This is a genomic window from Kitasatospora sp. NPDC024654 (assembly GCF_055559155.1).
In genome coordinates, this window is record NZ_JBVHLF010000023.1 from 1 (window position 1) to 25,169 (window position 25,169).

Annotated in this window: 22 protein-coding genes; 8 read left to right on the forward strand and 14 right to left on the reverse strand. The window is 73.6% G+C overall.

Annotated features, from left to right (window positions below; genetic code table 11):
* Nucleotides 1-442 precede the first annotated feature (442 nt).
* The 3 genes from ACZ38L_RS16145 to ACZ38L_RS16155 form a co-directional block, all read right to left on the reverse strand.
* A complete protein-coding gene (locus ACZ38L_RS16145; RefSeq protein WP_465693623.1) occupies nt 443-2,146 on the reverse strand; it encodes a glycerol-3-phosphate dehydrogenase/oxidase in 1,704 nt (567 codons plus the stop codon).
* A gap of 68 nt (nt 2,147-2,214) precedes the next feature.
* A complete protein-coding gene (gene glpK / locus ACZ38L_RS16150; RefSeq protein ID WP_465693370.1) occupies nt 2,215-3,732 on the reverse strand; it encodes a glycerol kinase GlpK in 1,518 nt (505 codons plus the stop codon).
* A gap of 21 nt (nt 3,733-3,753) precedes the next feature.
* Nucleotides 3,754-4,593 carry an MIP/aquaporin family protein gene (locus ACZ38L_RS16155; RefSeq protein WP_465693371.1) on the reverse strand — a complete coding sequence of 280 codons (840 nt, stop codon included), beginning with the start codon at nt 4,591-4,593 and terminating at the stop codon, nt 3,754-3,756.
* 403 nt (nt 4,594-4,996) lie between these two features.
* On the opposite strand from ACZ38L_RS16155, the gene ACZ38L_RS16160 reads away from it, so the two are divergent.
* On the forward strand, nt 4,997-5,554 hold the full coding sequence (locus ACZ38L_RS16160) for a DoxX family protein (RefSeq protein ID WP_465693372.1): 558 nt from the start codon (nt 4,997-4,999) through the stop codon (nt 5,552-5,554).
* A gap of 17 nt (nt 5,555-5,571) precedes the next feature.
* Here ACZ38L_RS16160 and ACZ38L_RS16165 read toward each other — a convergent pair whose 3' ends face one another.
* The gene (locus ACZ38L_RS16165; protein ID WP_465693375.1) at nt 5,572-6,552 is read right to left on the reverse strand and encodes a LysR family transcriptional regulator; all 981 of its coding nucleotides are present in this window, start codon (nt 6,550-6,552) and stop codon (nt 5,572-5,574) included.
* A 177-nt stretch (nt 6,553-6,729) separates the two neighbouring features.
* On the opposite strand from ACZ38L_RS16165, the gene ACZ38L_RS16170 reads away from it, so the two are divergent.
* Nucleotides 6,730-7,425 carry a hypothetical protein gene (locus tag ACZ38L_RS16170; RefSeq protein WP_465693378.1) on the forward strand — a complete coding sequence of 232 codons (696 nt, stop codon included), beginning with the start codon at nt 6,730-6,732 and terminating at the stop codon, nt 7,423-7,425.
* Between the two features lie 37 nt (nt 7,426-7,462).
* On the opposite strand, the gene ACZ38L_RS16175 is transcribed toward ACZ38L_RS16170, so the two are convergent.
* The 4 genes from ACZ38L_RS16175 to ACZ38L_RS16190 form a co-directional block, all read right to left on the reverse strand.
* Nucleotides 7,463-8,515, reverse strand: coding sequence for a type III polyketide synthase (locus ACZ38L_RS16175; RefSeq protein WP_465693382.1), 1,053 nt, complete (start codon nt 8,513-8,515; stop codon nt 7,463-7,465).
* Between the two features lie 186 nt (nt 8,516-8,701).
* Nucleotides 8,702-9,907: a cytochrome P450 gene (locus tag ACZ38L_RS16180; RefSeq protein ID WP_465693385.1), complete on the reverse strand. Its 1,206-nt coding sequence runs from the start codon at nt 9,905-9,907 to the stop codon at nt 8,702-8,704.
* A 203-nt stretch (nt 9,908-10,110) separates the two neighbouring features.
* Nucleotides 10,111-10,752 (reverse strand): NlpC/P60 family protein, encoded by a 642-nt coding sequence (locus tag ACZ38L_RS16185; RefSeq protein ID WP_465693389.1) that lies wholly within the window; start codon nt 10,750-10,752, stop codon nt 10,111-10,113.
* Nucleotides 10,753-10,797: 45 nt separating this feature from the next.
* Nucleotides 10,798-11,517 (reverse strand): hypothetical protein, encoded by a 720-nt coding sequence (locus ACZ38L_RS16190; RefSeq protein WP_465693393.1) that lies wholly within the window; start codon nt 11,515-11,517, stop codon nt 10,798-10,800.
* Nucleotides 11,518-12,081: 564 nt separating this feature from the next.
* Here ACZ38L_RS16190 and ACZ38L_RS16195 point away from each other — a divergent pair.
* Entirely contained in the window at nt 12,082-12,906 is an 825-nt protein-coding gene (locus tag ACZ38L_RS16195; protein WP_465693397.1) for an SDR family NAD(P)-dependent oxidoreductase, read from the forward strand.
* Between the two features lie 11 nt (nt 12,907-12,917).
* On the forward strand, nt 12,918-13,880 hold the full coding sequence (locus ACZ38L_RS16200) for an NAD-dependent epimerase/dehydratase family protein (protein WP_465693399.1): 963 nt from the start codon (nt 12,918-12,920) through the stop codon (nt 13,878-13,880).
* A gap of 127 nt (nt 13,881-14,007) precedes the next feature.
* On the opposite strand, the gene ACZ38L_RS16205 is transcribed toward ACZ38L_RS16200, so the two are convergent.
* From ACZ38L_RS16205 to ACZ38L_RS16215, 3 genes are read right to left on the reverse strand one after another with little or no spacing between them, the layout of a single operon-like run.
* Nucleotides 14,008-15,003 carry an NAD(P)-dependent alcohol dehydrogenase gene (locus ACZ38L_RS16205; RefSeq protein WP_465693401.1) on the reverse strand — a complete coding sequence of 332 codons (996 nt, stop codon included), beginning with the start codon at nt 15,001-15,003 and terminating at the stop codon, nt 14,008-14,010.
* Nucleotides 15,000-15,230: a helix-turn-helix transcriptional regulator gene (locus ACZ38L_RS16210; RefSeq protein WP_465693404.1), complete on the reverse strand. Its 231-nt coding sequence runs from the start codon at nt 15,228-15,230 to the stop codon at nt 15,000-15,002. The genes ACZ38L_RS16205 and ACZ38L_RS16210 overlap by 4 nt, the downstream gene beginning before the upstream one ends.
* Entirely contained in the window at nt 15,227-15,655 is a 429-nt protein-coding gene (locus ACZ38L_RS16215) for a hypothetical protein (RefSeq protein WP_465693406.1), read from the reverse strand. The genes ACZ38L_RS16210 and ACZ38L_RS16215 overlap by 4 nt, the downstream gene beginning before the upstream one ends.
* A 336-nt stretch (nt 15,656-15,991) precedes the next feature.
* Between ACZ38L_RS16215 and ACZ38L_RS16220 the strand changes: the two genes are divergently transcribed.
* Both ACZ38L_RS16220 and ACZ38L_RS16225 read left to right on the forward strand, forming a co-directional pair.
* On the forward strand, nt 15,992-17,068 hold the full coding sequence (locus ACZ38L_RS16220) for a cation diffusion facilitator family transporter (RefSeq protein WP_465693409.1): 1,077 nt from the start codon (nt 15,992-15,994) through the stop codon (nt 17,066-17,068).
* A gap of 177 nt (nt 17,069-17,245) precedes the next feature.
* Nucleotides 17,246-18,325 (forward strand): serine hydrolase domain-containing protein, encoded by a 1,080-nt coding sequence (locus tag ACZ38L_RS16225; protein WP_465693411.1) that lies wholly within the window; start codon nt 17,246-17,248, stop codon nt 18,323-18,325.
* Nucleotides 18,326-18,339: 14 nt separating this feature from the next.
* On the opposite strand, the gene ACZ38L_RS16230 is transcribed toward ACZ38L_RS16225, so the two are convergent.
* The gene (locus ACZ38L_RS16230; RefSeq protein ID WP_465693413.1) at nt 18,340-19,647 is read right to left on the reverse strand and encodes a cytochrome P450; all 1,308 of its coding nucleotides are present in this window, start codon (nt 19,645-19,647) and stop codon (nt 18,340-18,342) included.
* Between the two features lie 267 nt (nt 19,648-19,914).
* Here ACZ38L_RS16230 and ACZ38L_RS16235 point away from each other — a divergent pair, with 267 nt between their 5' ends.
* Complete coding sequence (locus ACZ38L_RS16235; protein ID WP_465693416.1) at nt 19,915-20,559, forward strand: cyclase; 645 nt, start codon at nt 19,915-19,917, stop codon at nt 20,557-20,559.
* A gap of 78 nt (nt 20,560-20,637) precedes the next feature.
* Here ACZ38L_RS16235 and ACZ38L_RS16240 read toward each other — a convergent pair whose 3' ends face one another.
* On the reverse strand, nt 20,638-20,871 hold the full coding sequence (locus ACZ38L_RS16240) for a hypothetical protein (RefSeq protein WP_465693418.1): 234 nt from the start codon (nt 20,869-20,871) through the stop codon (nt 20,638-20,640).
* Between the two features lie 144 nt (nt 20,872-21,015).
* Entirely contained in the window at nt 21,016-21,714 is a 699-nt protein-coding gene (locus ACZ38L_RS16245; RefSeq protein ID WP_465693420.1) for a PAS domain-containing protein, read from the reverse strand.
* Nucleotides 21,715-21,897: 183 nt separating this feature from the next.
* On the opposite strand from ACZ38L_RS16245, the gene ACZ38L_RS16250 reads away from it, so the two are divergent.
* A complete protein-coding gene (locus ACZ38L_RS16250; RefSeq protein ID WP_465693423.1) occupies nt 21,898-25,143 on the forward strand; it encodes a bifunctional cytochrome P450/NADPH--P450 reductase in 3,246 nt (1,081 codons plus the stop codon).
* Nucleotides 25,144-25,169: the final 26 nt, after the last annotated feature.

Below are 25,169 nucleotides of genomic sequence, written 5' to 3' on the forward strand. Positions count from 1 at the left end.
TGCCGTTCGGGAGATGTGGTGGCGGGGTTTGGTTCCCGCTGCCGCATCTGGCGACCTGGCCATTGTTAGCGGGCCTCGGGGTGGGCTCCAAGGGGCGCTGAAACGATGGCCGGTCGTAGGTCGCGGGGTGCGGGGGTGGCGCGTGGGCACGCCGGTACCCGGGACAAAACGGGCGAAACCTCCACCGCGGAAAACTCGCCGGAACGCCGAAATGTGCCACCTGACCTGCAAGGATGGCAAAAGAGGGGGAAGGTGGCGGCCAGGGTGTCGCTCGCGCGGTACGAAGAGCTGACGCAGCGCCGGGGACGGTCCACTATCGGCGGTAGTGGGCCTGGAACGGCTGTGGGCACCGTCACTGGACACCCCGCCCCGATGTCCGTTTTCTGTGCGTTTGAGGTCGTTTGTGTGTGGTGTTGCGTGGGATCTTGAAGTGTCCCGCGGGTCAGCTCGGCGGCACGATCTCCGGCGCGCCCAGCCGGGCGGCGTCGGCGCTCGCGTCGTCGGGCTGGCTCTGGGCGGCCCACTCCGCCTCGACCCGCTTCACGTAGTGGCTCACCTCGCGCTCGGTCTGCTCCTCGTCCCAGCCGAGCGGGCCGGCCATCAGCCCGGCGACGGTGCGGGCGGCCTCCACCCCGCGGTCCCAGGACTCGATGGAGATCCGGGTGCGGCGGGCCAGCACGTCGTCCAGGTGCCGGGCGCCCTCGTGGGTGACCGCGTAGACGGCCTCGGCCCGCAGGTAGTCGTCCGCGCTGGGCAGCGGCTCGCCGAGCGTGGGGTCCCCGGCGATCAGGGCGAGCACCTCGTGCACCAGGGAGCCGTAGCGGCCCAGCAGGTGCTCCACCCGGGCCACGTGCAGGCCCGACTGCTCGGCCAGGCGGTGCCGGGCGTTCCACAGCGCCCGGTAGCCCTCGGCGCCGACCAGCGGCACGGTGTCGGTGGTGCAGCCGGGTACCTTCTCCGCCTCCAGGGCCTGCACCGCCTCGTCGACCGCGTCCTTGGCCATCACCCGGTAGGTGGTGTACTTGCCGCCGGCGACCACCACCAGCCCCGGCACGGTGTGCGCGACCAGGTGCTCGCGGGAGAGCTTGCTGGTCTCGGCGGCCTCGCCGGCCAGCAGCGGGCGCAGGCCCGCGTAGACGCCCTCGACGTCCTGCGCGGTGAGCGGGGTGACCAGCACCTTGTTGACGTGCTCCAGCAGGTACTCGACGTCCTTGGCGCTGACCGCCGGGTGGGCCTTGTCCAGGTTCCAGTCGGTGTCGGTGGTGCCGACGATCCAGTGCCGGCCCCAGGGGATCACGAAGAGCACGCTCTTCTCGGTGCGCAGGATCAGCCCGGTGCGGGAGTTGATCCGGTCGCGCGGCACCAGCAGGTGGACGCCCTTGGAGGCCCGCACGTGGAACTGGCCGCGGGCGTCCGCCATCGCCTGGGTGTCGTCCGTCCACACGCCGGTGGCGTTGATCACCTGCTTGGCGTGCACCTGCGTCTCGCGTCCGCTCTCCAGGTCCTTCACCAGCGCCCCCACCACCCGCCAGCCCTGCCGCAGGAAGCGGACCACCTGGGTGCGGTTGGCGACCAGGGCGCCGTAGCTGGCGGCGGTGCGCACCAGGGTCATGGTGTGCCGGGCGTCGTCCACCTGGGCGTCCCAGTACTGGACGGCGCCGATGAGGGCGTCGTCGCGCAGGCAGGGTGCCTCGCGCAGCGCCTGGCGCTTGAGCAGGTGGCGGTGGTGGGGCAGGCCGCGGGCGTTGCCGGAGGTGATGCCCATGGTGTCGTAGAGCAGCACGCCGGCCCCCACGTACGGGCGCTCCCACAGCCGGTGGGCGAGCGGGTAGAGGAACGGCACCGGGCGGACCAGGTGCGGGGCCAGGCGCTGGATCAGCAGGCCGCGTTCCTTGAGCGCCTCGGAGACCAGCCGGAAGTCGAGCATCTCCAGGTAGCGCAGGCCGCCGTGGATCAGCTTGCTGGAGCGGCTGGAGGTGCCCGAGGCCCAGTCCCGGGCCTCGACCAGGCCGACCGACAGGCCCCGGGTGACCGCGTCCAGCGCGGCGCCGGCGCCCACCACGCCGCCGCCGACCACCAGGACGTCCAGCTCCCCGGTGCCCATCCGCTCCAGCGCGTCCGTGCGGGCCTGGCTCGACAGCGGCATCGCCTTGACCACGATCAGCTCCTAGCTTCCCGGGGAGCGACTCCCCAACGATCACCGATGGTCGGGTCCTATGGGACGGGCACCCAGTCGAGCGTGCGGCCGATCGCCTTCCGCCAGCCCGCGACGCCGGCCGCCCGCCGCTCCTGGCTCCACCGCGGCTGCCAGCGCTTGGACTCCTGCCAGTGCGAGCGCAGCTCGTCGGTGTCGCGCCAGAAGCCGGTGGCCAGCCCCGCGGCGTAGGCGGCGCCCAGCGCGGTGGTCTCGGCGATGACCGGCCGGCTGACCGGCACGCCCAGGACGTCGGCCTGGATCTGCATGCACAGGTCGTTGGCGGTCACCCCGCCGTCCACCTTCAGCACGTCCAGGTGGACCCCGCAGTCGCGTTCCATCGCCTCCACCACGTCCCGGCTCTGGTAGCAGATCGCCTCCAGGGTGGCCCGGGCCAGGTGGCCGCCGGTGTGGTAGCGGGCCAGGCCGACGATGGCGCCGCGCGCGTCGGAGCGCCAGTGCGGGGCGAACAGGCCGGAGAAGGCCGGCACGAAGTAGATCCCGCCGCTGTCCTCCACGGTGCGGGCCAGGCGCTCGCTCTCGTCCGCGGAGGTGATGATCTTCAGCTGGTCGCGCAGCCACTGCACGGCCGAGCCGGTCACCGCGATCGAGCCCTCCAGCGCGTAGACGGCGGGTGCGCCCGCGAACTGGTAGGCGACCGTGGTCAGCAGGCCGTGCTGGGAGCGGACCGGTTCGGTGCCGGTGTTGAGGACCAGGAAGTTGCCGGTGCCGTAGGTGTTCTTGGCCTCGCCGGGGGCGAAGCAGACCTGCCCGACGGTCGCCGCCTGCTGGTCGCCCAGCACCCCGGTGATCGGGATCGCGGCCTGCAACGGGCGCGAGGAGCGGGCCGCGCCGAACGCCTCGGGGTGCGAGGAGGGGTTGATGACCGGCAGCATCCGGCGCGGGACGTCGAACAGGGCGAGCAGCTCGTCGTCCCAGTCCAGCGTCTCCAGGTTCATCAGCATGGTGCGGCTGGCGTTGGTCACGTCGGTGGCGTGCACGCCACCGGCCGGGCCGCCGGTCAGGTTCCACAGCACCCAGCAGTCGGTGTTGCCGAACAGCGCGTGGCCCTGCTCGGCCGCCTGCCGCACCCCCTCGACGTTCTCCAGGATCCACTGGATCTTGCCGCCGGAGAAGTAGGTGGCCGGCGGCAGCCCCGCCTTGCGGCGGATCACCTCGCCGTGGCCCTCACGCTCCAGCGCGGCGGCGATCGAGTCGGTGCGGGTGTCCTGCCAGACGATCGCGTTGTAGTAGGGCCGCCCGGTGCGCGGGTCCCACACCACGGTGGTCTCCCGCTGGTTGGTGATCCCGATCGCGGCCAGGTCGGCCGGGGTCAGGTCACCGGTGCGCAGCGCGGTCTGCATCACCGAGTTGGTGCGCTCCCAGATCTCCACCGGGTCGTGCTCCACCCAGCCCGGGCGCGGCAGGATCTGGGTGTGCTCCAGCTGGTGCCGGGCGACCTCGCTGCCCTCGTGGTCGAAGACCATGAAACGGGTGCTCGTGGTGCCCTGGTCCACCGCGCCGACGAATTCCGGCATCGCGCCGCCTCCTTCCGCGGATCACTCGGGGACCGGCACGATGGCCGCCTGCTGCTCCCCGCCCATCAGCAGGAAGCGGCCGACGAAGAACTTGTAGAGGAAGCCGCCGATCACGGCCCCCACCAGCGGGCCGACGATGGGCACCCAGAAGTAGTAGTTGCCGTACTGGTCCCGCCAGGCGTGGTGGTAGCCGGTGAGGTAGGACGCCAGCCGGGGGCCGAAGTCGCGGGCCGGGTTGATGGCGTACCCGGCGTCGGTGCCGAACGCCATGCCGATCGCGACCACGATCAACCCCACGATGAGCGGGCCGAGGTTGGCCCGCGGCGGATCGTTCAGCACGTCGGTGACCGCGAAGACCAGCAGCACCAGGATCGCGGTGCCGATCACCTGGTCGCGCAGCGCGCCCCACTCGCTGACCGGCAGCACGCCGTTGCCCGGCAGGGTGGAGAAGACGATCTGGCTCTTGAGGGTGTGGCCCGGGTCGAACCTGGCCAGCACCTCGGTGTAGTTCCACCGCACGATCAGCGCCGCGACGAAGGCGCCCGCGGTCTGGGCCAGCGAGTAGGGCAGCACCTTGCGCCACGGGAAGCCCTTGAAGGCCGCCAGCGCCAGGGTGACCGCCGGGTTGAGGTGCCCGCCGCTGAGCCGGGCCGCGAGGTAGACGCCGAAGGTCACCCCCAGACCCCAGGCCCAGGCGATGCTGTCGTGGGCGCCGAGCCCGCCGGCCAGCACCTGGGCCACCACGCCCGCGCCGATCAGCAGCAGCAGCAGGGTTCCGATGAACTCCCCGGACAGCTCGCCCACCAGCCCCCAGCCCTGGCCCTCTCCCGTCGTCTCAGCCTTCCCGGCTCTCTCCGCCACCGGCGACTCGCTCTCCAGGGTGCCCGGTAGGCCGGGGGGTCGGATGGGTCGCGTCCATCGTCCCCACACCCCGCCGCTTCCCGCCCGTCCCGCGCGGCTGTTCGAGGCATGACGGGTGAGCGCGGGGAAGCGGGGAAGGAGAACGACACCGGCCTGACCCATCGCCGCGCGCGCCGCGTACCCCCTGTTGAGCGCCGCCGGCCGTGAGGACGGGCCGAGGAGCCGGCCGGTCCGCGAGACCCGCGAGACCTGCGGGCGACCGTCGGGCGGCCCCACCCCCCGCGGCCGGCGGCCCGTGACCCCGCCGCACGCGACCCGCCCGCCCGCCCCTCACAAGCATCCGCACCGCCCCCCGGGCGCCGCCCGGGGGAGCCCGCACGCGCCAGGAGATCCGTTGAAAGCCATGACCGGCAAGCTCCTACCCGAGCGGCTGCGCGCCTCACCCGCGCCCGTGGCCGCCGCCCCGCCGCAGTCGTCGGTGTCCGCCGGCGACTGCGGCCTGCTCCTGCTCAGACTCACCGTCGGCCTGCTGATGGCCGGACACGGCGCCCAGAAACTCTTCGGGCTCTTCGGCGGCCTCGGACTCGCCGCCACCGGCAGGGCCTTCGCCGCGCTCGGCTACCACCCCGGCCCGCTCTACGCCGCCTTCGGCGGCGCCTCCGAAACCCTCGGCGGCCTGGGCCTGGCGCTCGGGCTGCTCACCCCGCTGGCCGCCGCCGCCCTGATCGGCGTGATGATCAACGCGATGGTCACCGTCACCGCCGCCCACGGACTGTGGGAGACCGGCGGCGGCGTCGAGTACAACGTGTGCATCGCCGTCGTCGCGCTCGCCGTCACCGCCACCGGCCCCGGCCGCCTCGCCCTGGACCGCCCCTTTCGCTGGGGAACCGGCGGCTGGCGCGCGGCCACCGTCGCCCTCCTGCTCGGCGGCCTCGGCGCCGCCGTCGTCCTGAGCATCTGAGCTTCCCCGGCGGCGGCTCACCCGCGCCGCCCGTCCTCCTCGCTGGGGTCGCGCAACGGGCCGACGAGGGCCTCGCGCACCGCGCGGCCCGCCACCGCCTCCTGCTCGGCGTGGTCGCGGCCCGCCTGCCGCAACGCCTCCAGGGCCGCCCGCGCCAGCGCGCCGCCGGCGACGGGGGCGGTGCGGTACAGCATGCGGGCGATCAGGTGCCCGGCGACCGGGACGGCGGTCACCCGCGCCCGCTCCAGCTGCGCCGCGAAGTAGGCGGGCATGATCGCGGCGCCGAGCTGCCCGGCCAGCAGGGCCTGGACGGTGAGCGGGTGCTCGGCGAGGTGCTCGAGGGAGGGGACGATGTGGTGCTCGGCGGCCAGGCGGGCGAAGGCGCGACCGCGCGCGGTGTGGGCGGGCGCGCTGATCCAGGGGCGGCCGGAGAGCTCGGCGGCACCGCGGGGCGTCTTCCACCCGTCCGGGACGACGAGACGGTACTCGTCCTCGATCAGCACCCGGGCCCGCACCGAGGGCGGCAGCGGCACCGCGGTGTCCCGGTCGTCCGAGATCACCAGGACGTCCAACTCGCCCAGCCGCAACCGGCGCAGGCCCTCCACCAGCCCGCTCTCGACGATCCTCGGGGCGATGCCCGGGTGCCGGCGGGTGAGCAGCTCCACCGCCCCGACCGCGATCCGGGCCAGCACCCAGGAGCTGGCACCGATCACCACCGGCCCCCGCAGCCGCCCACCAGCCGAACTCAACTGTTCTCTGGCGGCGGCGAGTTCACGGCTGATACGGTCGCCGGTCGAGGCCAGCAGCCGGCCGGGCGCGGTCAGTTGCAGCCGGCCGCCGGAGCGGTCCACCAGGGCCAGCCCCACCTCCCGCTCCAGGCGGGCCAGTTGCTGCGAGAGCGCGGAGCGGGTCTGCCCGAGCGCGCGCGCCGCCGGCGCCAAACCGCCGTGCCGCGCGATCGCGTGCAGCACGAGCAGCCGTCTGGGATCGAGTTCCACGGCGTTGTCCTCCCGGGACGCATCCTGCCACGCGGGCCGACAGCTCCACTGTCGAGGGGGGTTAAGCGTTGCTTGCGCAGCGGGCTGCCGCAGCCTCCCGCGACTGCCAGACTGCCGGCGTCCCCGGGTCCACGGCGTGCTCGTCCGGTCCCCGCCCCGCTCAAGAGGAGGCCGATCGTGGCCAGTTCCGCATCCGCGCGATCGACGAGGGCGGCGCTGGCCGCGTGCGTCGCCGGCGGCCTGCTCGCCCTGTCGGCCTGCGGCCCCACCGGTGGCGGCTCGAGCGGCGCCAAACAGGCCAACCCGGCCCCCGCGGCCACCAAGGGCGCGGGCACCGGCGCGGGCACCGGCCCCTCGTGGGTGCTGACCACGCCGGCGAGCGCCGCCGGCTACCAGCAGGGCCAGCCCGCGGCCGACCTGATCCAGCAGTACGACACGGACATGCAGCAGAGCACCAGGAAACTCGGCATCTCCGGCACCCCCGTCCACACCTACTACGACGACCAGGCGGATGGCGCCTGGATCTTCTACTCGGGCCTCAACGGCACCGGCTTCGACCCCGACAAGCTGCACGACGCCCTCGACCAGCTCCCCGCCACCCACGACGACGGCGCCGGCGACCGGATGACCACCAGCGCCCTGGACACCGACCCCGGCCCCCACGGCGGCCGCGCCATCTGCAACACCACCCTCGTCCAGGCCGGCCTGCTGACCACCGCGGCCACCACCTGCTCCTGGTTCACCACCACCACGGCGGCCGGCGTGACCCTGCTGCTGAAGGGCGACGGCACCAACACCAAACTCGGTTTCACCGCCACCGACGTCGCCCCGATCATGCGCGCCATCCGCGCCGACGTCGAGCAGCGGCACTGAGCCGAGGAGCCGACACCGAACAGCACGGCCCGGCGGCTCAGTCGGGCGCCACCCAGGTGCCCAGCGAGATCTCGGCGGTGATGCCGGGGCCGAAGCCGGCCAGCATGCCGCGATGCCCGTCCAACGCCGACTGCTCGTCGAAGAGCCGACCCAGGGCGTCGAGTACCACCGCGCTGGCGATGTTGCCGTACTCGGTGAGGGTGGCGCGGCTGAAGCGGAACGCCTCGGGCGGCACGTCCAGGAAACGGCACAGGTCGTCCAGGATGCGCGGCCCGCCCGCGTGGATGATGTAGAAGTCCAACTTGCCGGCGTTCCACTGGTGTTGCTCCGCGACCTCCTGCAGCGCCGGGCTGAGCGGTTCCATGGTCCCCGGCACCCGCTTGTCGAGCTGGAAGTGGAAGCCGGTGGGGCGGATCGCGTAGGAGATCCACTCCTCGGTGTTCGGTATGAGGTAGGAGCCGTTGCGTTCCAGGCGGATGCCGGTACCGCCCTCCCCGCGGACCACCGCCGCGGCGATCCCGTCCCCGAACAGGCCGTTGGACAGCAGCGATCCCACTCCGAGATCGGTCGGCTGGTAGCAGAGCGAACAGAACTCGCAGGCCACGATCAGCACGTTGGCCTCGGGATAGGCGGTGCAGAAGTCGTGGGCCCGGTTGACGGCCGCACCGCCCGCCGCGCAACCGAGTTGGGCGATCGGCATCTGCCGGGTCTGCGGCCGGAAGTCCATGCTGTTGATGAGCCAGGCGGTCAGCGAGGGCATCATGAAGCCGGTGCAGGAGACGTAGATGATCAAATCGATCTGCCGGGGCTCCAGTTGCGCGTGCTCTAACGCCTGCCGCACCACCGTGGGGACGCGGGCCTTGGACTCGGCCTCGTAGACGGTGCTGCGCGCGGCCAGTCCCGGATGCTCCAACACCACGTCGATGGGCTGGATCAGATGGCGCTTGCGCACGCCCGTGTGCTCGATCAGGCGCAGGGCCAGTTCCAGCTGCGGATGGTCCCCGTGCAGCCTACGAGCCAGTTCGAGGGTTTCCTCGTTGGTGATGACGTGATCGGGGACCGCGACCGCCGGTCTGCACAGGACCGCCATTGGGATCTCCTCCTAGTGGACGGTGGTCCACCGCGGGGCGCATGGCCGGATTCCCTCAAGGGGTGCGGACGGGCGGACCGTCGAGGATCGGATTCTCTCCGTGCGGGGCAGCTGCGATTCGATTCAATGTACGGCGAACGGGTCACGGGTGCACGTCGGCGTGCGCCCGGCCCGTCCGTGTGCGTGTCACCAGGTGACGGGCAGGGCGAGCGGGTAGCGCCAGATCGAGGTGGTGTTCCAGCGGATCTCCTCGGCGGCCTTGGCCAGGGTGAGCCCGGGGAAACGCGCCAGCAGGGTACCGAGGGCGATCTCGAGTTCGATGGCGGCCAGCGGCGCGCCCAGGCAGTGGTGGGCACCCCAGCCGAAGGTCATGTGGGAGGGGGTGGTGCGGTCCAGGTCCAGCTCGTCCGGTCGGTCGAACTTGCGGGCGTCCCGGTTGGCGGTCAGGTAGGAGACGTGCACGATGTCGCCGGCCCGGATGGTCACCCCGCTCAGCTCCACGTCCTCGGTGGCGACCCGGGGGATGCCGACCCCCTTGCGGAAGGGGATGAAACGCAGGAGCTCCTGGATGGCCTGCGGGAGCAGCCCGGGGTGCTCGCGCAGCCGGGCCAGCTCGGCGGGGTGGGTGAGCAGGGTGTAGGCGAGGTTCCCGATCTCGTACGTCGTGGTGTCCTGGCCCGTGATCAACAGGACCATCGCCATCACGGTCAGTTCCCGGGCGTCGAGGATCTCGTCGCCGTCCCGGGCGGTGGCCAGGGCGCTGATCAGGTCCTCGCCCGGGTGCTCACGGCGCCGGGCCGTCAGCGTGGCGAAGTAGGACCGCAGTTCGGCCTTGGCCCGCACGGCGGCGGGCTTGTTGTCGAGGCTGACGTCCATCATGGTCCGGGCGTGGCCGCGCAGCTGCGCGCGGTCGGCCTCGGGGATCTCCAGGACCTCGCAGATCGTGATCAGGGGCAGCGGGTGGGCCAGGTGTTCCATCAGGTCGGCGGGGGAGCCGTGCTCCACCATCTGGTCGAGCAGCTCGTCCACGACCAGCTGGGTGCGCGCCCGCATGCGCTCCAGGTGGTCGGCGGCGAAGCCCTTGGAGACCAGGCTGCGCAGCCGGCTGCTGGCCGGCGGGTCCATCACGTTGATCGCCTCGGCCTGCACGATCGGCTCCGGCGTCATCCGCGGGAAGTCCCGACCGATGACGGCGTGGCGGCTGAAACGCCGGTCGGTGGTGACCGTCCGCACGTCGTCGTAGCCGGTGACCAGCCAGGCGTCCCCCTCGCCGTAGGGCAGCCGGATCCGGGCGACGGGTTCGTTGGTCATCAGGTGCCGCAGCACCGGGTCGAACTCGAGGGCCTCGGCGAAGTCGAACGGGCAGTTGCGCGCGGCAGAGCCGGTGGACATGCGGATCTCCGGAGCTGGGGCCTGACGGGGGCGGTGACTGGACCAGACACCGGTACCCGAGCAGCCGCCCCGGCATGCCGCGGGGCACCCTGCCGGACCGGCAATTCATCCGTGCTGGTGAAGCGGGCCCCGCGGGACACGACGGGAGGGCCGGACCTCGCGGGGTGCGGGGGCCGGCCCTCCCGACGGACGGGTGTCGTGTGTTACCAGGGGTAGTGCCAGCCCTCGCCGGGCGCGGGCACCGGGGCCGGCGCCGGAGCGGGTGCGGGTGCCGGGGCCGGCGTGGGTGCGGGCGCCGGGGTGGGCGTGGTGGTGGCGCTGCCCGTGATCTTGTCGTAGCGCAGCGGCGTGTAGTAGCTGGTGGGCCAGCCGGCCAGCGAGCTGGCGTCCAGGCTGCCCTGGTACTCGCTGGTCAGCACGCTGGGGTTCTGCTCGGAGTAGTAGTCGAAGGTCCCGGCGGCCTGGTCGATCCAGTTGCCGAAGAGGATCACGTGGTCGGCGGTGTAGTCGAGCGCGTCCCCGGGCTGGAGCTGGGAGGTGGTGATCTGGCTGGAGACGCCGGGCAGGGTCTGGGTGACCAGGCTGGAGCTCAGATGCCAGGCCATGGAGACGAACCCGGAGCAGTCCTCGCGGTAACTCCCGTTGGCGTCCGTGTGGGTGGCGCCCTGGTTGTACGGCACGCCCTCGCTGACCCAGCTCTTGGCCCGCTGGATGACCTCGTCGGGGGAGATGCCGCCACTGACGGCGGAGACGGCGTGCGCCGGGACGGCGGCCAGCAGGGAGGTGGCGCCGGCGCCGAGCAGGCCGACGAGGCAACGACGGAGGGCAGGACCGTAGGAAGGCATGGATGTCTCCTGGGAGGGGCTGCTGGGGGAGCGGGAGGCAGGTGGCTAGGCGAGCTGGCGGGCGATCGAGGTGAGCAGGGCCCCGTCGGAGCGGGTGTCGTAGGCGGGGGCGTGGGTCGCGTCCCATTCGTCGAAGTGGACGACGGCCAGGGCACTGCCCTGCTGGACGGCGTAGAGGTGGTCGGTCTGCGGGCCGCCCGCGGACAGGCCCTCGACACCGGTCCACCGGCGCGACCAGGCGGTGCCCCCATCGGTGGTGGCGGTCGTGGTGACCTGGGCGTCCGCGCTGCCCAGGGACTTGGTCTGCAGGGCGCGGGAGGCGGCCTGGCAGCCGGCCATCTGCGTCAGCAGGCTCCGGTAGGCCGCCCCGGCGGCGGAACCGTCGGAGAAGGTGAACAGGTCCTGCTCGGCGGGCGTGCGGTGGACACTGACGTAGGCCTGCTGCTGCCAGTCGGCGGCGCCCTGGACGGACGCGCACTCGTTGAGCTGGATGGCGCTGGTCACGGCCTGGACGCGGGGGGCGGCGAGCGGCTGCCAGCCCTCGGCGGCGCCGTCGGGCAGCTGCGCCGCGGAGAGCTGTCCGGCCGCCCGTCCCGTCGCGGGCGCCGTCGTGGCCGCCGTCGCGTCGGTGCTCTTGGTGCCCGTGCCCGTGCCCGTGCCGGCGCAGCCGCTGACCGTGGCCAGGACCGTCACCACGCCGAGCGCGCCGAGGGCGGCCGCACGGACGGGCCGGGCAGAGGCTGCTGAGCGGGTGGAGCCGGGCATCGTGGTCTTCCTAGCGGCAGGAGCGACAGGGCGGCGGAGCAGGGTATGGGGGTGCCGGGGCAGAGGTCCTTCGGGCTGTTCGTGATGCGACGGACGGCACGCGCCCACACGGGCGATCAGGCGGTCCTGGTCTTTGGACCCGGCGGTCGTTCTCCGTGGAGGCGCCGCCGGGTGACGGGATTCTTGCCCGGTAGTTCGTGAACTGTCAATGAATCGCGCATGAGAGGTTTAAAGGAAGAAAGAGGTAGTTTGCCCGATTTGCCCTATTTGGTTTCGGGGTCCGCGCCGCCCACCCCGACCGCGCCCGGGCCAATCCCCGCGCACCACCCGGCGCCCCCCGAGACCCCGGCCGGCCCCGCCTCCTGACGACGGCTCACGTGCCGCCTCCCGGTCCCGGCAACCCCCGGATCGTCACGCTCCGCAATCGCCCCACCGCACACTGCGGCCGGTCGCCCCACCGTTCGTGAGCTGCGCCTCACCCGGCACCCCCGCCCCCGCGATGGCAGCGCGTATGCGTATGATCACGCAGACGGCGAAACGAGACGCGGCGGGGGCTGAACGACCATGGCGGACAAGCGAGTTTTCCTCGTCACCGGCGGCGGAACGGGCATCGGCGCCGCGACCGCCCACCTGCTGGCCCAGGCCGGCCACCAGGTGGTCGTCTCCGGCCGCCGCCCCGAACCGCTGCGCCGCATCGCACAGGAGACCGGCGCCCACGACCACCCCGCCGACATCGCCGACCCCGACGCCGTCCAGGCCCTGGTCCAGGCGACCGTGGCCGCCCACGGACGCCTGGACGGCCTGGTCCTCAACGCGGGCGTCGGACGCGGCGGGGGGGTCGGCGAACTGTCGGTCGAGGACTGGGAGCTGGTGATGCGCACCAACCTCACCGGCCCCTTCCTGCTGCTGCGCGCCGCGCTCCCGCACCTGCTGGAAGCCCGCGGCTCGGTGGTCGCGGTCGCCTCGGTCTCCGCGCTGCGCAACGGCGTGGGCAACGCCGCGTACGCGACGTCCAAGGCCGCCCTGCTCCAGCTCTGCCGCTCGTTGGCCGTCGACTACGGGTCCCGCGGACTGCGCGCCAACACCGTCTGCCCCAGCTGGGTGCGCACCGACATGGCCGACCGGCCGATGGCGCGCCTCGCCCAGGCGGCGGGCCTGGGCGAGGGCACGGGCGGCATCGAGGCCGCCTACCAGGAGGCCACCCGGCTGATCCCCACGCGTCGCCCCGGCGAGCCGCGCGAGGTCGCCGAGGCCATCACCTGGCTGCTCTCGCCCGCCGCCTCCTTCGTCAACGGCGCCGTCCTCACCGTCGACGGCGGCGTCAGCGCCCTCGACCCCGGCACCGTCGCCTTCGACTTCCACCTCGAACCCCGCTCCTCCCACCGGTAGGCTCAACCGCCATGCGGATCCTGGTACTTGGCGGCACCTCATTCGTCGGCCGCGCCATCGTCGAGGACGCCCTGCACGCCGGCGCCGAGGTCGCCCTGTTCGGCCGCGGCAGGACCGGCACCGACCTGTTCCCCGGCCTGCGCCGGCTCGTCGGCGATCGCGACACCGGCGACCACACCGCACTGCGCGACGGCAGCTGGGACGCCGTGGTGGACGTCAGCGGCTACCTGCCGCAGCAGGTCGGGCGGGCGATGGACGCGCTGGGGGAGCGGGTCGGCCGCTACCTGTTCATCTCCAGCCACGCCGTCTACCAACGCACGGGCGTGGCGCCGGGATCGGACGAGTCCACCCCGCGCCGCGCCCCCGTCCGGCACGTCCGACGCACCGCGGACCTCGACGACGACACCTACGGCCCGGCCAAGGTGGCCTGCGAGGACGACGTGCTGGCCCGCTACGGCTCGCGCGCCACGATCGTGCGCCCGGGAAAGGTGGCCGGCCCGCACGACCCCTCCGACATGTTCACCTACTGGGTGCGCCGGGCCGCGCGCGGCGGGCGGGTGGCACTGCCCGCCGACCCCGAGCAGCCGGTGCAGATCATCGACTCCCGTGACCTGGCCCGCCTGGTGGTGCAACTGCTCGTCGACGACCGGAGCGGCGCGTTCCACGCGGTGGGACCGGCCGAGCCGACCACGCTCGGGGACCTGATCGAGACCTGCGCGCGGGTGGCGGGCAGCCGGGTCGAGATCGTGCCGGTCTCGCCGCCACCCGGGCAACTGCCCCCGCTGTTCCCGCTGGTGCGCACCAACTGGCCTTCCCAGCAGCGCAGTTCGGCCCGCGCCCGGGCGGCGGGCCTGCCCGCCACCTCGCTGGAGGTGACGGCGGCCGACGTGCTGGCCTGGGACCGCGCCCGCGGTGAACCGCCCCTGACCAGGGGCTTCACCCCACAGCAGGAACAGGCCCTGCTCGCGCGGTGACACGCGGGTCGTCCACCACCCCCGCCGGGGGGATTCACCGCCCACGACGAGCGGGGCACCGAGGACGAGCGCCCGCCCACCGCGGGCACCGAGGCCGGGCCGCGCCGCTGACCTGGAGGACGGGGCCTCAGGCCGGCCCGGACACCCCCTCGCGCACCCGGATGACGAGCTTGCCGCGGACACGGCCCTCCCGCAGGTGGCGGACGGCTTCGGGGACGTCGGCCAGTGGGTAGGCGCGGTCGACGGCGGGGGTCACCGAGCCGGCCTCGATGAGCTCCGCGAGGAGCCGCAGGTCACCGTGGTGCTGCCGGGAGGCGAGCACACGCAGCCGCTGGCCGACGAACGGGGACAGCAGGAGCGCCCGCAGCTGCCGGTCGAGGCCGCCGATCCACCGGCCGCCGCCCTCGCCGCCGACGATGACCAGGGTCCCGCGCGGGGCGAGGACGCGGCGCAGCCGGGACAGCGGGCGGTTGCCGGCGATGTCGAGGATCAGGTCGTAGCGGCGCCGGCCGTCGGTGGGCTCCTCGCGGGTGTAGTCGAGGACGCGGTCCGCGCCGAGGGAGCGGACCAGGTCCACCTTGGCGGTGCCGCAGACGCCGGTGACGTGCGCGCCGTAGGCCTTGGCCAGCTGCACGGCGAAGCTGCCCACGCCGCCCGCCGCGCCGATGACCAGGACGCTCTGCCCGGCCCGCAGCCGCCCGCCGTCGCGCAGGGCCTGGAGCGCGGTCACCCCGGAGACCGGGACGGCGGCCGCCTGTTCGAAACCGAGGTTGCCCGGTTTCCGGGCCAGCCGGTCCTCCTGGGCGCACGCGTACTCGGCGAACGCCCCTTCGCAGCTGCCGTACACCTCCTCGCCCGGCCGGAAGCGGGTGGCCTGCGGGCCGACCGCCTCCACGACCCCCGCCACGTCCGCGCCCCGCACTCGGGCCCGGCGCCCGCGCAGGCCGTAGGGCGTGGCGCGGATCGGATACGGCAGACCCGCGGTGAGGTGCCAGACGCCCTGGTCGACGGCGGAGGCGTGGACCCGTACGAGCACCTCGCCACGGCCGGGCACCGGCTGCTCGACCTCCTCGAGGCGCAGCACCGAGGGCGGTCCGTAGCTGTCGTGGACGATGGCCTTCACGGGGTCTCTCCCTCGGGCTCGGGGTACTGGAACACGTCGTCGAGCGGAACGGCGAACACGCGGGCGATCTGGAAGGCCATCTCCAGCGAGGGCGAGTAACGGCCCTGCTCGATGGCGATGACGGTCTGACGGGTCACCCCGACCCGACGGGCGAGTTCGGCCTGGGTCATCTCGCCGTTGGCGAACCGCAGGGCGCGGATCGTGTTGGTGACCCTGGTCGGCCTCACCACGGGCAGAAGCCCAGCCGGTAGGCGACGATCTTCGCCGCGGAGCCGAGCAGCGCGGACAGGACGAACGCCAGGTAGATCGCGTTGGCGATCCAGAACTGACCGAGGCCGGCCATCGCCAGGACGAGCCCGGCCACGCCGCCGACCACCACGAACGACTGCCCGACGTACGTGCCGAACCGATGGATTTCCCGGTCGCGCTGGTCCTCGGCACCCGCGTCCTCGCCCGACAGCGCCGCCACCACGACGTGCAGCACGACCGCCGCGCCGACCGCCGCGCCGACCGTCCACACCAGCGCGGACGCGTAGGGCGCCCGGGCCAGCGGCACGCCCCCCGGCCGCCCCAGGACGACGGCCAGGTACACCGCGTACGACGTGACCGTGACCAGGACCATGATCCAGGCACGCTTCTCCGCGAAGGCCACTCCCACTCCCCATGTCAAGAAAACGTGACATCGGAAGTGTTGAGCAGACTCGACATCGTGTCAAGTTTTCTGTACTTCACCGGCCTTGCCGGCGGGAGCCGGGGGAGCGGTGAACCGGTCGAGCCCCACGGCGTCCCGACCGGCGGGGAAGGGGGAACGCGATCGTGCGCAGATGGGGAAGCGCGCGCCGCCGCACCGCGCCCGCCCTCGATGCCGGTGGCGCGCCGGCCGTCGCCGTCCGCGGGCCGGGCGCAGCTCATGGATGCATGCGTGCGCTCGTATGCACACAATGGTGAGGGGGACCGGCCGGCCCGAGCCCGAGAGGCGCGACGCACCGTGAGCGAGCAGACCCGCACCCACCACCGGCACGACCACGGCGACCACACCCGCGACCAGCACCGCCACCACGACCAGGGCCGGTGGGCGCGGCTGCGCCACCGGCTCGCGCACCTGGTCACCCCGCACGGCCACGAGGCCATGGACAAGGTCGACTCCGCGGTGGAGACCTCCCGTGAGGGCATGCGCACCCTGTGGCTGTCGCTGGGCGTCCTCGGGGCCACCACGGTGATCCAGGCGACGGTGGTCGCGCTGTCCGGTTCGGTCGCGCTGCTCGGCGACACCATCCACAACGCGGCCGACGCGCTGACCGCGGTGCCGCTGGGCATCGCGTTCGTCCTGGGCCGGCGGGCGGCCAACCGCCGTTACACCTACGGCTACGGCCGGGCCGAGGACCTGGCCGGCATCGCCATCGTGCTGACCATCGCCGCCTCCTGTGCGCTGGCCGCCCACCAGGCCGTCGACCGGCTGCTCGACCCGCGCGACATCACCCACCCGTGGGCGGTCGCGGTGGCCGCCGTCGCCGGGTTCGTCGGCAACGAGTGGGTGGCCCGCCGCCGCATCCGCACCGGCCGCCGGATCGGCTCCGCCGCCCTGGTGGCCGACGGCCTGCACGCCCGCACCGACGGCTTCACCTCCCTCGCCGTGCTGCTGGGCGCCGGCGGCGCGGCACTGGGCTGGCGGGCCGCCGACCCGATCGTGGGCCTGCTGATCACCGCCGCGATCCTGCGGGTGCTGGGGGGCGCCGCCCGCGAGGTCTACCGCCGGCTGATGGACTGCGTCGACCCGGTGCTGGTCGACAGGGCGGAGACCGCCCTGCGCGCCGTCGCGGGCGTCCGGCACATCGGCCGGGTACGGATGCGCTGGATCGGCCACGTGCTGCGCGCCGAGACCGACATCGTGGTCGACCCGCGGCTGACCGTCCTCCAGGCCCACGCCATCGCCGTCAACGCCGAGCACGCCCTCATCCACGCCGTGCCCCGCCTCACCGCCGCCACCGTCCACACCGACCCGCACGTCACCACCCCCGGCGGCCCCGACCCGCACGCCGTCCTCAGCCACCACGTCCACCGCTGAAGCCACCACGTCCACCGCTGACCGGGGAGCGCGGCAAAGGGGGGTGGTGGGGAAGAGCGGCCCGGGTGCGCGGGGATGCCCGCGGTCACGGACGGGCAGGACACGCGTGGCGTACTCCCTCGCCCATCCGGCCGGCGTTTCGACGGCTGAAGCCGGGGTCTCCTCGGAGGTGACCAGTTGACACCCGACGCCGACCGTATCCACCGGCTCCTGGCCGACGGCGCCCGCGACCACGTCTACCCCGGTGCCGTGTGGGCCGTCGGCGACGCCGCCGGCACCCGGGCAGGCGGCACCGTGGGCGTCCTCGACCCCACCGGGCCGCGGCTGCCGATGCCGACGGACGCCGTCTTCGACGTCGCCAGCCTCACCAAGATCGTGGCCGTCTGGTCGACCGTCGGCACCCTTTGGGAGACCGGCCGGCTCCCGCTCGACGAACCGCTCGGCGACTTCTGGCCCGAGGTGGCCGGCCACCCCCTGGGCCGGGTCACCGCACGGAACCTGCTCACCCACACCGCCGGCGTCCCACTGCGCGCCCAGCTGAAGGAGCTCTACGGCACCGACCCCGCCGCCATCCGGGCGGGTGTCCTGCGGGAGGCCCTGCACCGCCCGCCGGGTGAAGCCGTCGAGTACACCGACCGGGCCGCGCTCGTCCTCGGCTACCTCGCCGAACACCTCACCGGCCAACCACTCGACCGACTCGCCACCACGCGGATCTGGTCGCCGCTCGGCATGGACGCCACCCGCTTCGGTCCGCTGCCCGCCGACCTGGCCGCCCGCTGCGCGCCCACCGAACTCGACCAGGACACCGGCCGCCACCTCAAGGGCACCGTCCACGACGTCTCCGCCCGCCTGCTCGGCGGCGTCTGCGGCATCGCCGGCGTCTTCTCGACCGCCGACGACCTGGCCCGCTTCCTGCGCCACCTCCTCGCCCCCACCACCGCGGCCACCCGGGCCGCCTTCGGCCCCGCCTGGACCGAGGAGTCCCTGACCGTCCACACCGGCCAACTGGAGCCGGCCCGTGGCCTGTTCTGGCACCCGGCGCCCGGCACCGACCCCGCCGATGGCATCTGGGCGCACTACGGCTTCACCGGCACCGGCATGTGGGTCTCACCCGGGCAACGTCGTTGGGCGGTCCTGCTGACCAACAAGGTCTTCCACACCCGCGACCGCCAGCCCCTCACCGGCATCCGGAACGCCTTCCGGGGGCTGGCGTTCAGCGCGGCCACCTTGACCCGTGACCGGCCCGTGGGCCGGTGACGCGGATCGGCGGTTCAGGGTTCGGTGGTGATGGTGGCCGGGATGGGGCCGTCGGGGTGGACGGTGATGGCGAAGACGGCCCTGGCGGGGACGGTGGTTCGCAGGGCCGGTGTGAAGGCGGGCAGCAGGTGGTCGAGCAGGACGGTCATCTCCCGCAGGGCGAACTGCATGCCCAGGCAGGCGCGTGGGCCGATGCCGAAGGGGTAGTAGGCGCCGGGCTGGGTGGGGCGGTGGTCGGTGCCGAGGAAGCGCCGGGGGCGGAAGTGGTCGGGGTCGGGCCACAGCAGCGGGTCGCGGTGGGTCAGGTAGGGGCAGGTGAGGATGGAGCTGCCGGCCTCGACGCGGTGGCCGGCGAGGGTGTCGTCCTCGGTGGCGTAGCGGGGCATCAGCCAGGCCGCCGGGTAGAGCCGCAGGGTCTCGCTGATCAGTGCCCGCACGGCCTCGGCGCGCGCCGGTGAACCCGCCGGGCCGGCCGCCAGGGCCCAGGCGCGCTGCTCGGGGTGCTCGGCGAGCAGCAGGTACAGCCAGCTCAGGGTGGTCGCCGTGGTCTCGTAGCCGGCGACCAGCAGGGTGACCAGTTCGTCGCGGATCAGCCGCTCGGTGTACTCGGGGTGCTCGGCCGCGGCGGCCAGCAGGGTGCGCAGCAGGCCCGGGCCGTCCGGCCCCGGCGGGTTGTCACGGGCGTCGGCGACCGCACCCGCGGCGACCGCGTCGATCTCGGCCAGGCCGGCGGTCAGGTCGGGCTGCGGGCCGGCGTTCGCCGGGGGAAAGGGCGGCAGGGCGGCGAACACCGTGTCGGTGACCTGGAGTCGACGGTAGGTGTCCTCGTCCACCTGGTGCCCGGTCAGCGAGCGCCAGATGGTGTCGAGGGAGAAGAACCGCAGGTCCTCGCCGATGTCGCGGACCTGGCCGGTGCGCGCGGCGTGCGCCCAGCGCTCGGCGGTCCGCCGGGCCGCGTCCTGCATCTGCTGGTCGAAGCGGCGGATCCCCTGGCCGGTGAAGTGGGCCTGCAGAAAGCGGCGTTGCTTCTTCCAGGGCTCGCCGCTGGCGGACAGCACCCCGTCGCCGAGCAGGGCACGCAGCCGGTGCGAGCGCTTGACGTAGCGGTCCGCGTGCTGGGCGAGGACGTGCTGGATCGCGCCCGGGTCGGTGACCAGCACGGTCGGGGTGGGGCCGAGCCGCAGGGTACTGACCCCGCCGAGCGCCCGTGCCCGGGTGAGCAGGTCGATCAACTCGCCGCCCTCCTCGCGCCACCGCCGGATGGCGCAGGGGTCGAGCTCGGGCGGCGGGGGAGGGGTGGTGCGGGAGGTTGCCGTGGCCACGTGCGTACTCCTGGCGGAGGGTCAGTTCGCTGTCAACGGAGTGTATCGGGGCCGTGCCGCGGATCTTGCGGTGTGCTGTCCGCGGGGCCTCTATCACGTGAACGGCAGGGACGTGGGAAGTGTGCCGAGAATGGCTGAAAACGTTCTCAAGTCCCGTGGCTTCAAGGCTTGTTGTCATCAAGGGCGGCACTCATCCTGAAACCCCTTGGCATGGCCGGGGAAAGGCCGGGCTGAGGTCCCAACTCCCAGGAAAATCAGGAGAGTTAGATGAGAAAGACGCCCCTCCTCAGGCGTGCTCCGATCGTGCTGGCCGGCGGGCTGGCGATCGCGGCCGGGCTGTGCGCGACTCCCGCGTCGGCGGCCGACACGGCCGTCGACTTCTCGTGCCAGGCGACGCCGCCGATCGGCTCCGCGCAGACCTTCGACCTCAACGCCGGGGTCGACGCCACCGCGCCGGACTCGGTGGCGGCCGGCAGCCAGTTCTCCATCACGCTCGCCCCCGACGCGCTCACCGTCCCCACCACGGTGAGCGGGTACAGCATCCAGTCCATCAACGACATCCAACTCACCATCCCGATCCCCGCGAACGCCACCCTGCTCGGCGAGTCGGCCTCGGGCGGCTCCGGCATCGACCCCAGCGGCACGAGCGTCGCGGTCAACGGCAACGACGTCGTGATCACGGTGAACAGTTCGGTCGCCGGCGGCAGCACGTTCACGCTGCCCGCGCTCACCCTGAACCTGCAGGCCGGCGCGTCCGGCAGCACCGTGCAGACCACGCTCGGCGGCACCAGCTACACGGACCCCGGGCTGACCTTCACCGCGACCGTCCCCGTCGCGTTCTTCACCGTCAACGTCCCCACCACGTGCTACCCCGCCTCCAGCCAGACCCTCAGCACGACCACCGTCAGCTGACCGGGGCTTCGGCCCCCGGCGGCCCAGGGTGGTGGGCCGCCGAAGTGGTCGCGGTGACGGTGCGTTCGGCGACGGTGGTCAGCGCCCGAGGAAGCCGGTGAGTTCGGGGCCCAGGTAGGCGACCTTGGTCAGGTCGCCGACGTCGGTGATCGCCCCGACCGGAACGCTCTGATGGGCGGACGGGCCCGACGGGGCCGTGGAGATCGCCGGGAGCGAGGCGGCGGTGTTCGCCGCGACGGCCGCCGTGACGGCGGCCAGGGTGACCGCGCCGAGCAGGGCGCCGGTGACGGTGAGTCGGATGACGGTGCGCATCAGGTCTCCGCAGGTAGGAACGGTTGCCGGGCCGATTCAACTGCCGGCGCGAGCCGTGGTCACGTGGGCTCGCCGCAGCGGGCCGCGGGCCGCCCCCCGGCCGCCCCCCAGGCCGCACCCTAGGCCGCCCCCCCAGGCCGCGCCTCAGGGTGCCTCCGGCGCCGTCCCGCCGGGTTCTGGCGGCCAGACGCCCGGCGCGAGGACACCCGTCACGTACGCCCGCGCCACCAGGGCCGTGCGGTTCGCCGTTCCCCAGCGCCGCGACAGCCGCCCCAGGTGGTAGTTGACCCCGTCCACGGTCAGGCCCACCCCCGCCGCGATCCGCGCGGTCGTGGCGCCGCCCGCCGCCAGGGCCAGGATCCGCGCCTCCACCGCGCTCACCCGCACCCCGGCACCCTTCTGCGGTGCGGGCGCGGCGGGCTCCTCGTCCCGCACCCGCAGCAGCAGGAGCAGGTGGGGCAGGGCGTCCGGCGTGTCGCTGACCAGGTCGACGGTCATCTCCCCGTGCCGCTCCACGTCGCCGCCCGCGTGCCAGGACACCTCGATCGGATACCGCGACCTGCGGTGGTGCCGGACCGCGTCGGCGATCGGATCGAGCCGGGCGGCGGTCTTCGGGCGGAAGAGGTCCAGCGCCCTGCGACCGGCCAGCCGCCCGGGCAGAGTGCCCCACTCGGCGGCCATCGCCGGGTTGGCCAGCAGGATCGTCCCGTGGGCGTCGCACAGCGCGGTCGGTATCGGCAGCCGGTCGAACAGGAGCAGCGCCCAGTTGCGCCAGACCACCGCCTGATCACGATCCGGCGGGCCGCCGGCCACGCCGGAGGAGTCCATGCCACCAGAGTCCATGCCGTGCTCCCGTCCGCCTACACCCGCGCCATCGGCCCGCGCAAGATCGGCGCACCCGAGGTCACTACACAATCATGTAGGACCGGGCGCCCGTATGACCCGGTCGCCGCGCCAGGGTGGAGACAACCGCCCGCACCCGGGCGGCGGCACTGCCGAACCCGCCATCCGGAGGGCAACTCACCCATGACCGAGACCCTGCTCGTGCCGCGGCCCGACGCCGACCGTGTCACCCTCGCCGGCGACGTCCCCGTCATCGACCTCTCCACCGCCGGCCCGACCGCCACCCCCACCCTGCGCCACATGGAGCTGGCCCGCCGCCACGGCCCGGCCTTCGTGCAGCGCATGCACGGCCACGACACCCTCTTCGTCAGCAGCCTGGACCTGGTCACCGAGCTGGCCGACGAGCAGCGGTTCACCAAGGCGGTCGGCCCGGCGCTGGAGAACGTCCGGGAGTTCACCGGCGACGGCCTGTTCACCGCCTACAACGACGAACCCAACTGGGCCAGAGCCCACGACATCCTGATGCCGGCCTTCGCGCTCGGCTCGATGCGCACCTACCACCCCGTGATGCTGCGGGTCGCCCGCCGCCTGATCACCTCCTGGGACCACCGCGCCGCCACCGGCACCCCCGTCGAGGTGGCCGAGGACATGACCCGGATGACCCTGGACACCATCGGGCTGGCCGGCTTCGGCTTCGACTTCGGCTCCTTCGAACGCACCGAGCCGCACCCGTTCGTCAGCGCCATGGTCCGCTGCCTGGAGTGGGCGATGACCCGGCTGTCCCGCACCCCCGGCCTCGACCACACCGAACGCGACGAGGCGATGCGCGCGGACGCCGCCCACCTGGCCGCCGTGGTCGACGAGGTCATCGCCCGCCGCACCAGCGCCGGGGCCACCCGGACCGGGCAGCCGCAGGACCTGCTCGGCCTGATGCTCACCGCCAGGCACCCGGGCGACGGCAGCACCCTGGACCTGGAGAACATCCGCAACCAGGTGATCACCTTCCTGATCGCCGGCCACGAGACCACCTCCGGCACCCTCGCCTTCGCCCTGCACCACCTGACCGAGCACCCCACCGCCCTGCGCCTGCTCCAACGCGAGGTGGACCAGCTGTGGGGGGACGCCACCGACGTCGAACCCACCTTCGAGGACGTCGGCCAGCTGCGCTACACCCGCCAGGTCCTCAACGAGACCCTGCGCCTGTGGCCCACCGCCCCCGGCTTCGCCCGCCAGGCCCGCCAGGACACCCTGCTCGGCGGGCGCATCCCGCTACGCGCCGGCCAGAGCGTCGGCGTGCTGACCACGATGCTGCACCGCGACCCGGCCTGGGGCGACAACCCCGAGCTGTTCGACCCCGCCCGGTTCGCCCCCGAGGCGGAGGCGGCCCGCTCCCCGCACGCCTTCAAACCGTTCGGCACCGGCGAACGCGCCTGCATCGGCCGCCAGTTCGCGCTGCACGAGGCAACGATGCTGCTGGCCATGCTGGTCCAACGCTATCGGCTGATCGACCACGCCGACTACCGGTTGACGCTCAAGCAGTCGCTGACCATCAAGCCGGACGGCTTCACCCTCACCCTGCTCCCGCGCACCCCCCACGACCGCGCCGCGAACCGCGCCGCCCTGCCCGCCACCGCCGCGCCCACCCCGGCCACCGCCGGCACGACAGCCGCCGGCGCCGACGACGCCCGGCCCACCCGGGTCCACCAGGGCACCGCAGTCCTGCTGCTGCACGGCTCCAACTACGGCACCTGCCGCGCCTTCACCGCCGGGCTCGCCGACGCCACGGCCGACCTGGGCTGCGAGCCGGCCACCGCCCCGCTCAACGACCACCGCGCCGCCCTGCCCACCGACCGGCCCGTCGTCATCACCGCCGCCTCCTACAACGGCCGGCCCACCGACGACGCCGCCGCCTTCGTCCAGTGGCTCCAGGAAGCCGAGCCGGGTGCCGCCACCGGCGTGCGCTACGCCGTCCTCGGCGTCGGCGACCGCAACTGGTCCGCCACCTACCAGCGCGTCCCCACCCTGATCGACGAGCGCCTCGCCGCGCTCGGCGCCACCCGCCTGCTCCCGCGCGCCGAGGCGGACGCCTCCGGCGACCTGACCGGCGCCGTCAAGGACTTCACCGCCGCCCTGCGCACCGCCCTGCTGGCCCAGTACGGCGACCCCGCCAGCGCGGGAGCGCCCGCCGGGCAGGACGGCCCCGGCTACACCGTCACCGAGGTCACCGGCCAGCCGCTGGACGCCCTCGCCGCCCGGCACGGCATGACGGCCATGACCGTCACCCACACCGACACCCTCACCCGCCCCGACTATCCGCGCGTCAAGCGCCTGGTCCGTCTCGCCCTGCCCGAGGGCACCGGCTACCGCACCGGCGACCACCTCACCGTGCTCCCCGCCAACAGCCCCGCCCTGGTCGAGCGCGCCGCCCGCCTGCTGCGCGCCGACCTCGACACCGTCCTCAACATCGCCGCCACCCGCCCGCGCCCCGGCGCCCTCGCCGTCGACCGGCCCCTGACGATACGTCAACTCCTCACCCATCACGTCGAGTTGCAGGACCGTCCCACGGCCGGGCAGCTGCGCACGCTGGCCGCGCTCAACCCCTGCCCGCCCGAGCGAGCCGACCTGACCACCCTCGCCGAGCAAGCGCGCGAGGACGACCACCGCAGCCTGCTCGACGTCATCGAGGACCACCCCGCCCTGCGCGAGACCCTCACCTGGCCGGTCCTGCTGGACCTGCTGCCCGCGATCCGCCCCCGGCACTACTCCATCTCCTCCTCCCCGGCCACCGACCCCCACCACGTCGACCTCATGGTCTCCGTGCTCCAGGCCCCCGCCCGCTCCGGACGCGGCACCTTCCACGGCACCGGCTCCACCCACCTGAGCACCCTGAAGCCCGGCGACACCGTGCTCGCCCGGATCCAGCCCTGCCGCGAGGCCTTCCGCATCGACCACACCGCCGACACCCCCGTCATCATGATCGCCGCCGGCACCGGACTGGCCCCCTTCCGCGGCGCCATCGCGGACCGCCGCGCCCACCTCGCCACCGCGGCCACCCCGCTCGCCCCCGCGCTGTGCTACTTCGGCTGCGACGCCCCCGACGCCGACTTCCTGCACGCCCACGAACTGCACGCCGCCGAGCGGGCCGGCGCCGTCTCGCTGCGCCCGGCCTTCAGTCAGGCCCCCGAGGCCGGCCGACGCTTCGTCCAGGACCGCATCACCGCCGAGGCCGACACCGTCTGGCAGCTGCTGAACGCCGGCGCCCACGTCTACGTCTGCGGCGACGGCGCCCGGATGGCCCCGGGGGTGCGCGAGGCCTTCCAGGGCCTGTACCGCGAGCGCACCCCGGGCACCGACCACGCGGACGCCCAGGACTGGCTGCGGACCCTGATCGCCCAGGGCCGCTACGTCGAGGACGTCTACGGCGGCTGACCCCCCAACCCCCTTCGAGAACGCAC

What these genes read in the sequence shown, in the direction of transcription:
- ACZ38L_RS16195 (WP_465693397.1), top strand. Translation starts at nt 12,082, where the DNA reads ATGGCGGACAAGCGAGTTTTCCTCGTCACCGGCGGCGGAACGGGCATC.
- ACZ38L_RS16250 (WP_465693423.1), top strand. Translation starts at nt 21,898, where the DNA reads ATGACCGAGACCCTGCTCGTGCCGCGGCCCGACGCCGACCGTGTCACC.
- ACZ38L_RS16245 (WP_465693420.1), bottom strand. Translation starts at nt 21,714, where the DNA reads ATGGACTCTGGTGGCATGGACTCCTCCGGCGTGGCCGGCGGCCCGCCG.
- ACZ38L_RS16190 (WP_465693393.1), bottom strand. Translation starts at nt 11,517, where the DNA reads ATGCCCGGCTCCACCCGCTCAGCAGCCTCTGCCCGGCCCGTCCGTGCG.
- ACZ38L_RS16240 (WP_465693418.1), bottom strand. Translation starts at nt 20,871, where the DNA reads ATGCGCACCGTCATCCGACTCACCGTCACCGGCGCCCTGCTCGGCGCG.
- ACZ38L_RS16175 (WP_465693382.1), bottom strand. Translation starts at nt 8,515, where the DNA reads ATGGCGGTCCTGTGCAGACCGGCGGTCGCGGTCCCCGATCACGTCATC.
- ACZ38L_RS16235 (WP_465693416.1), top strand. Translation starts at nt 19,915, where the DNA reads ATGAGAAAGACGCCCCTCCTCAGGCGTGCTCCGATCGTGCTGGCCGGC.
- ACZ38L_RS16185 (WP_465693389.1), bottom strand. Translation starts at nt 10,752, where the DNA reads ATGCCTTCCTACGGTCCTGCCCTCCGTCGTTGCCTCGTCGGCCTGCTC.
- ACZ38L_RS16180 (WP_465693385.1), bottom strand. Translation starts at nt 9,907, where the DNA reads ATGTCCACCGGCTCTGCCGCGCGCAACTGCCCGTTCGACTTCGCCGAG.
- glpK (WP_465693370.1), bottom strand. Translation starts at nt 3,732, where the DNA reads ATGCCGGAATTCGTCGGCGCGGTGGACCAGGGCACCACGAGCACCCGT.
- ACZ38L_RS16145 (WP_465693623.1), bottom strand. Translation starts at nt 2,146, where the DNA reads ATGCCGCTGTCGAGCCAGGCCCGCACGGACGCGCTGGAGCGGATGGGC.
- ACZ38L_RS16160 (WP_465693372.1), top strand. Translation starts at nt 4,997, where the DNA reads ATGACCGGCAAGCTCCTACCCGAGCGGCTGCGCGCCTCACCCGCGCCC.
- ACZ38L_RS16200 (WP_465693399.1), top strand. Translation starts at nt 12,918, where the DNA reads ATGCGGATCCTGGTACTTGGCGGCACCTCATTCGTCGGCCGCGCCATC.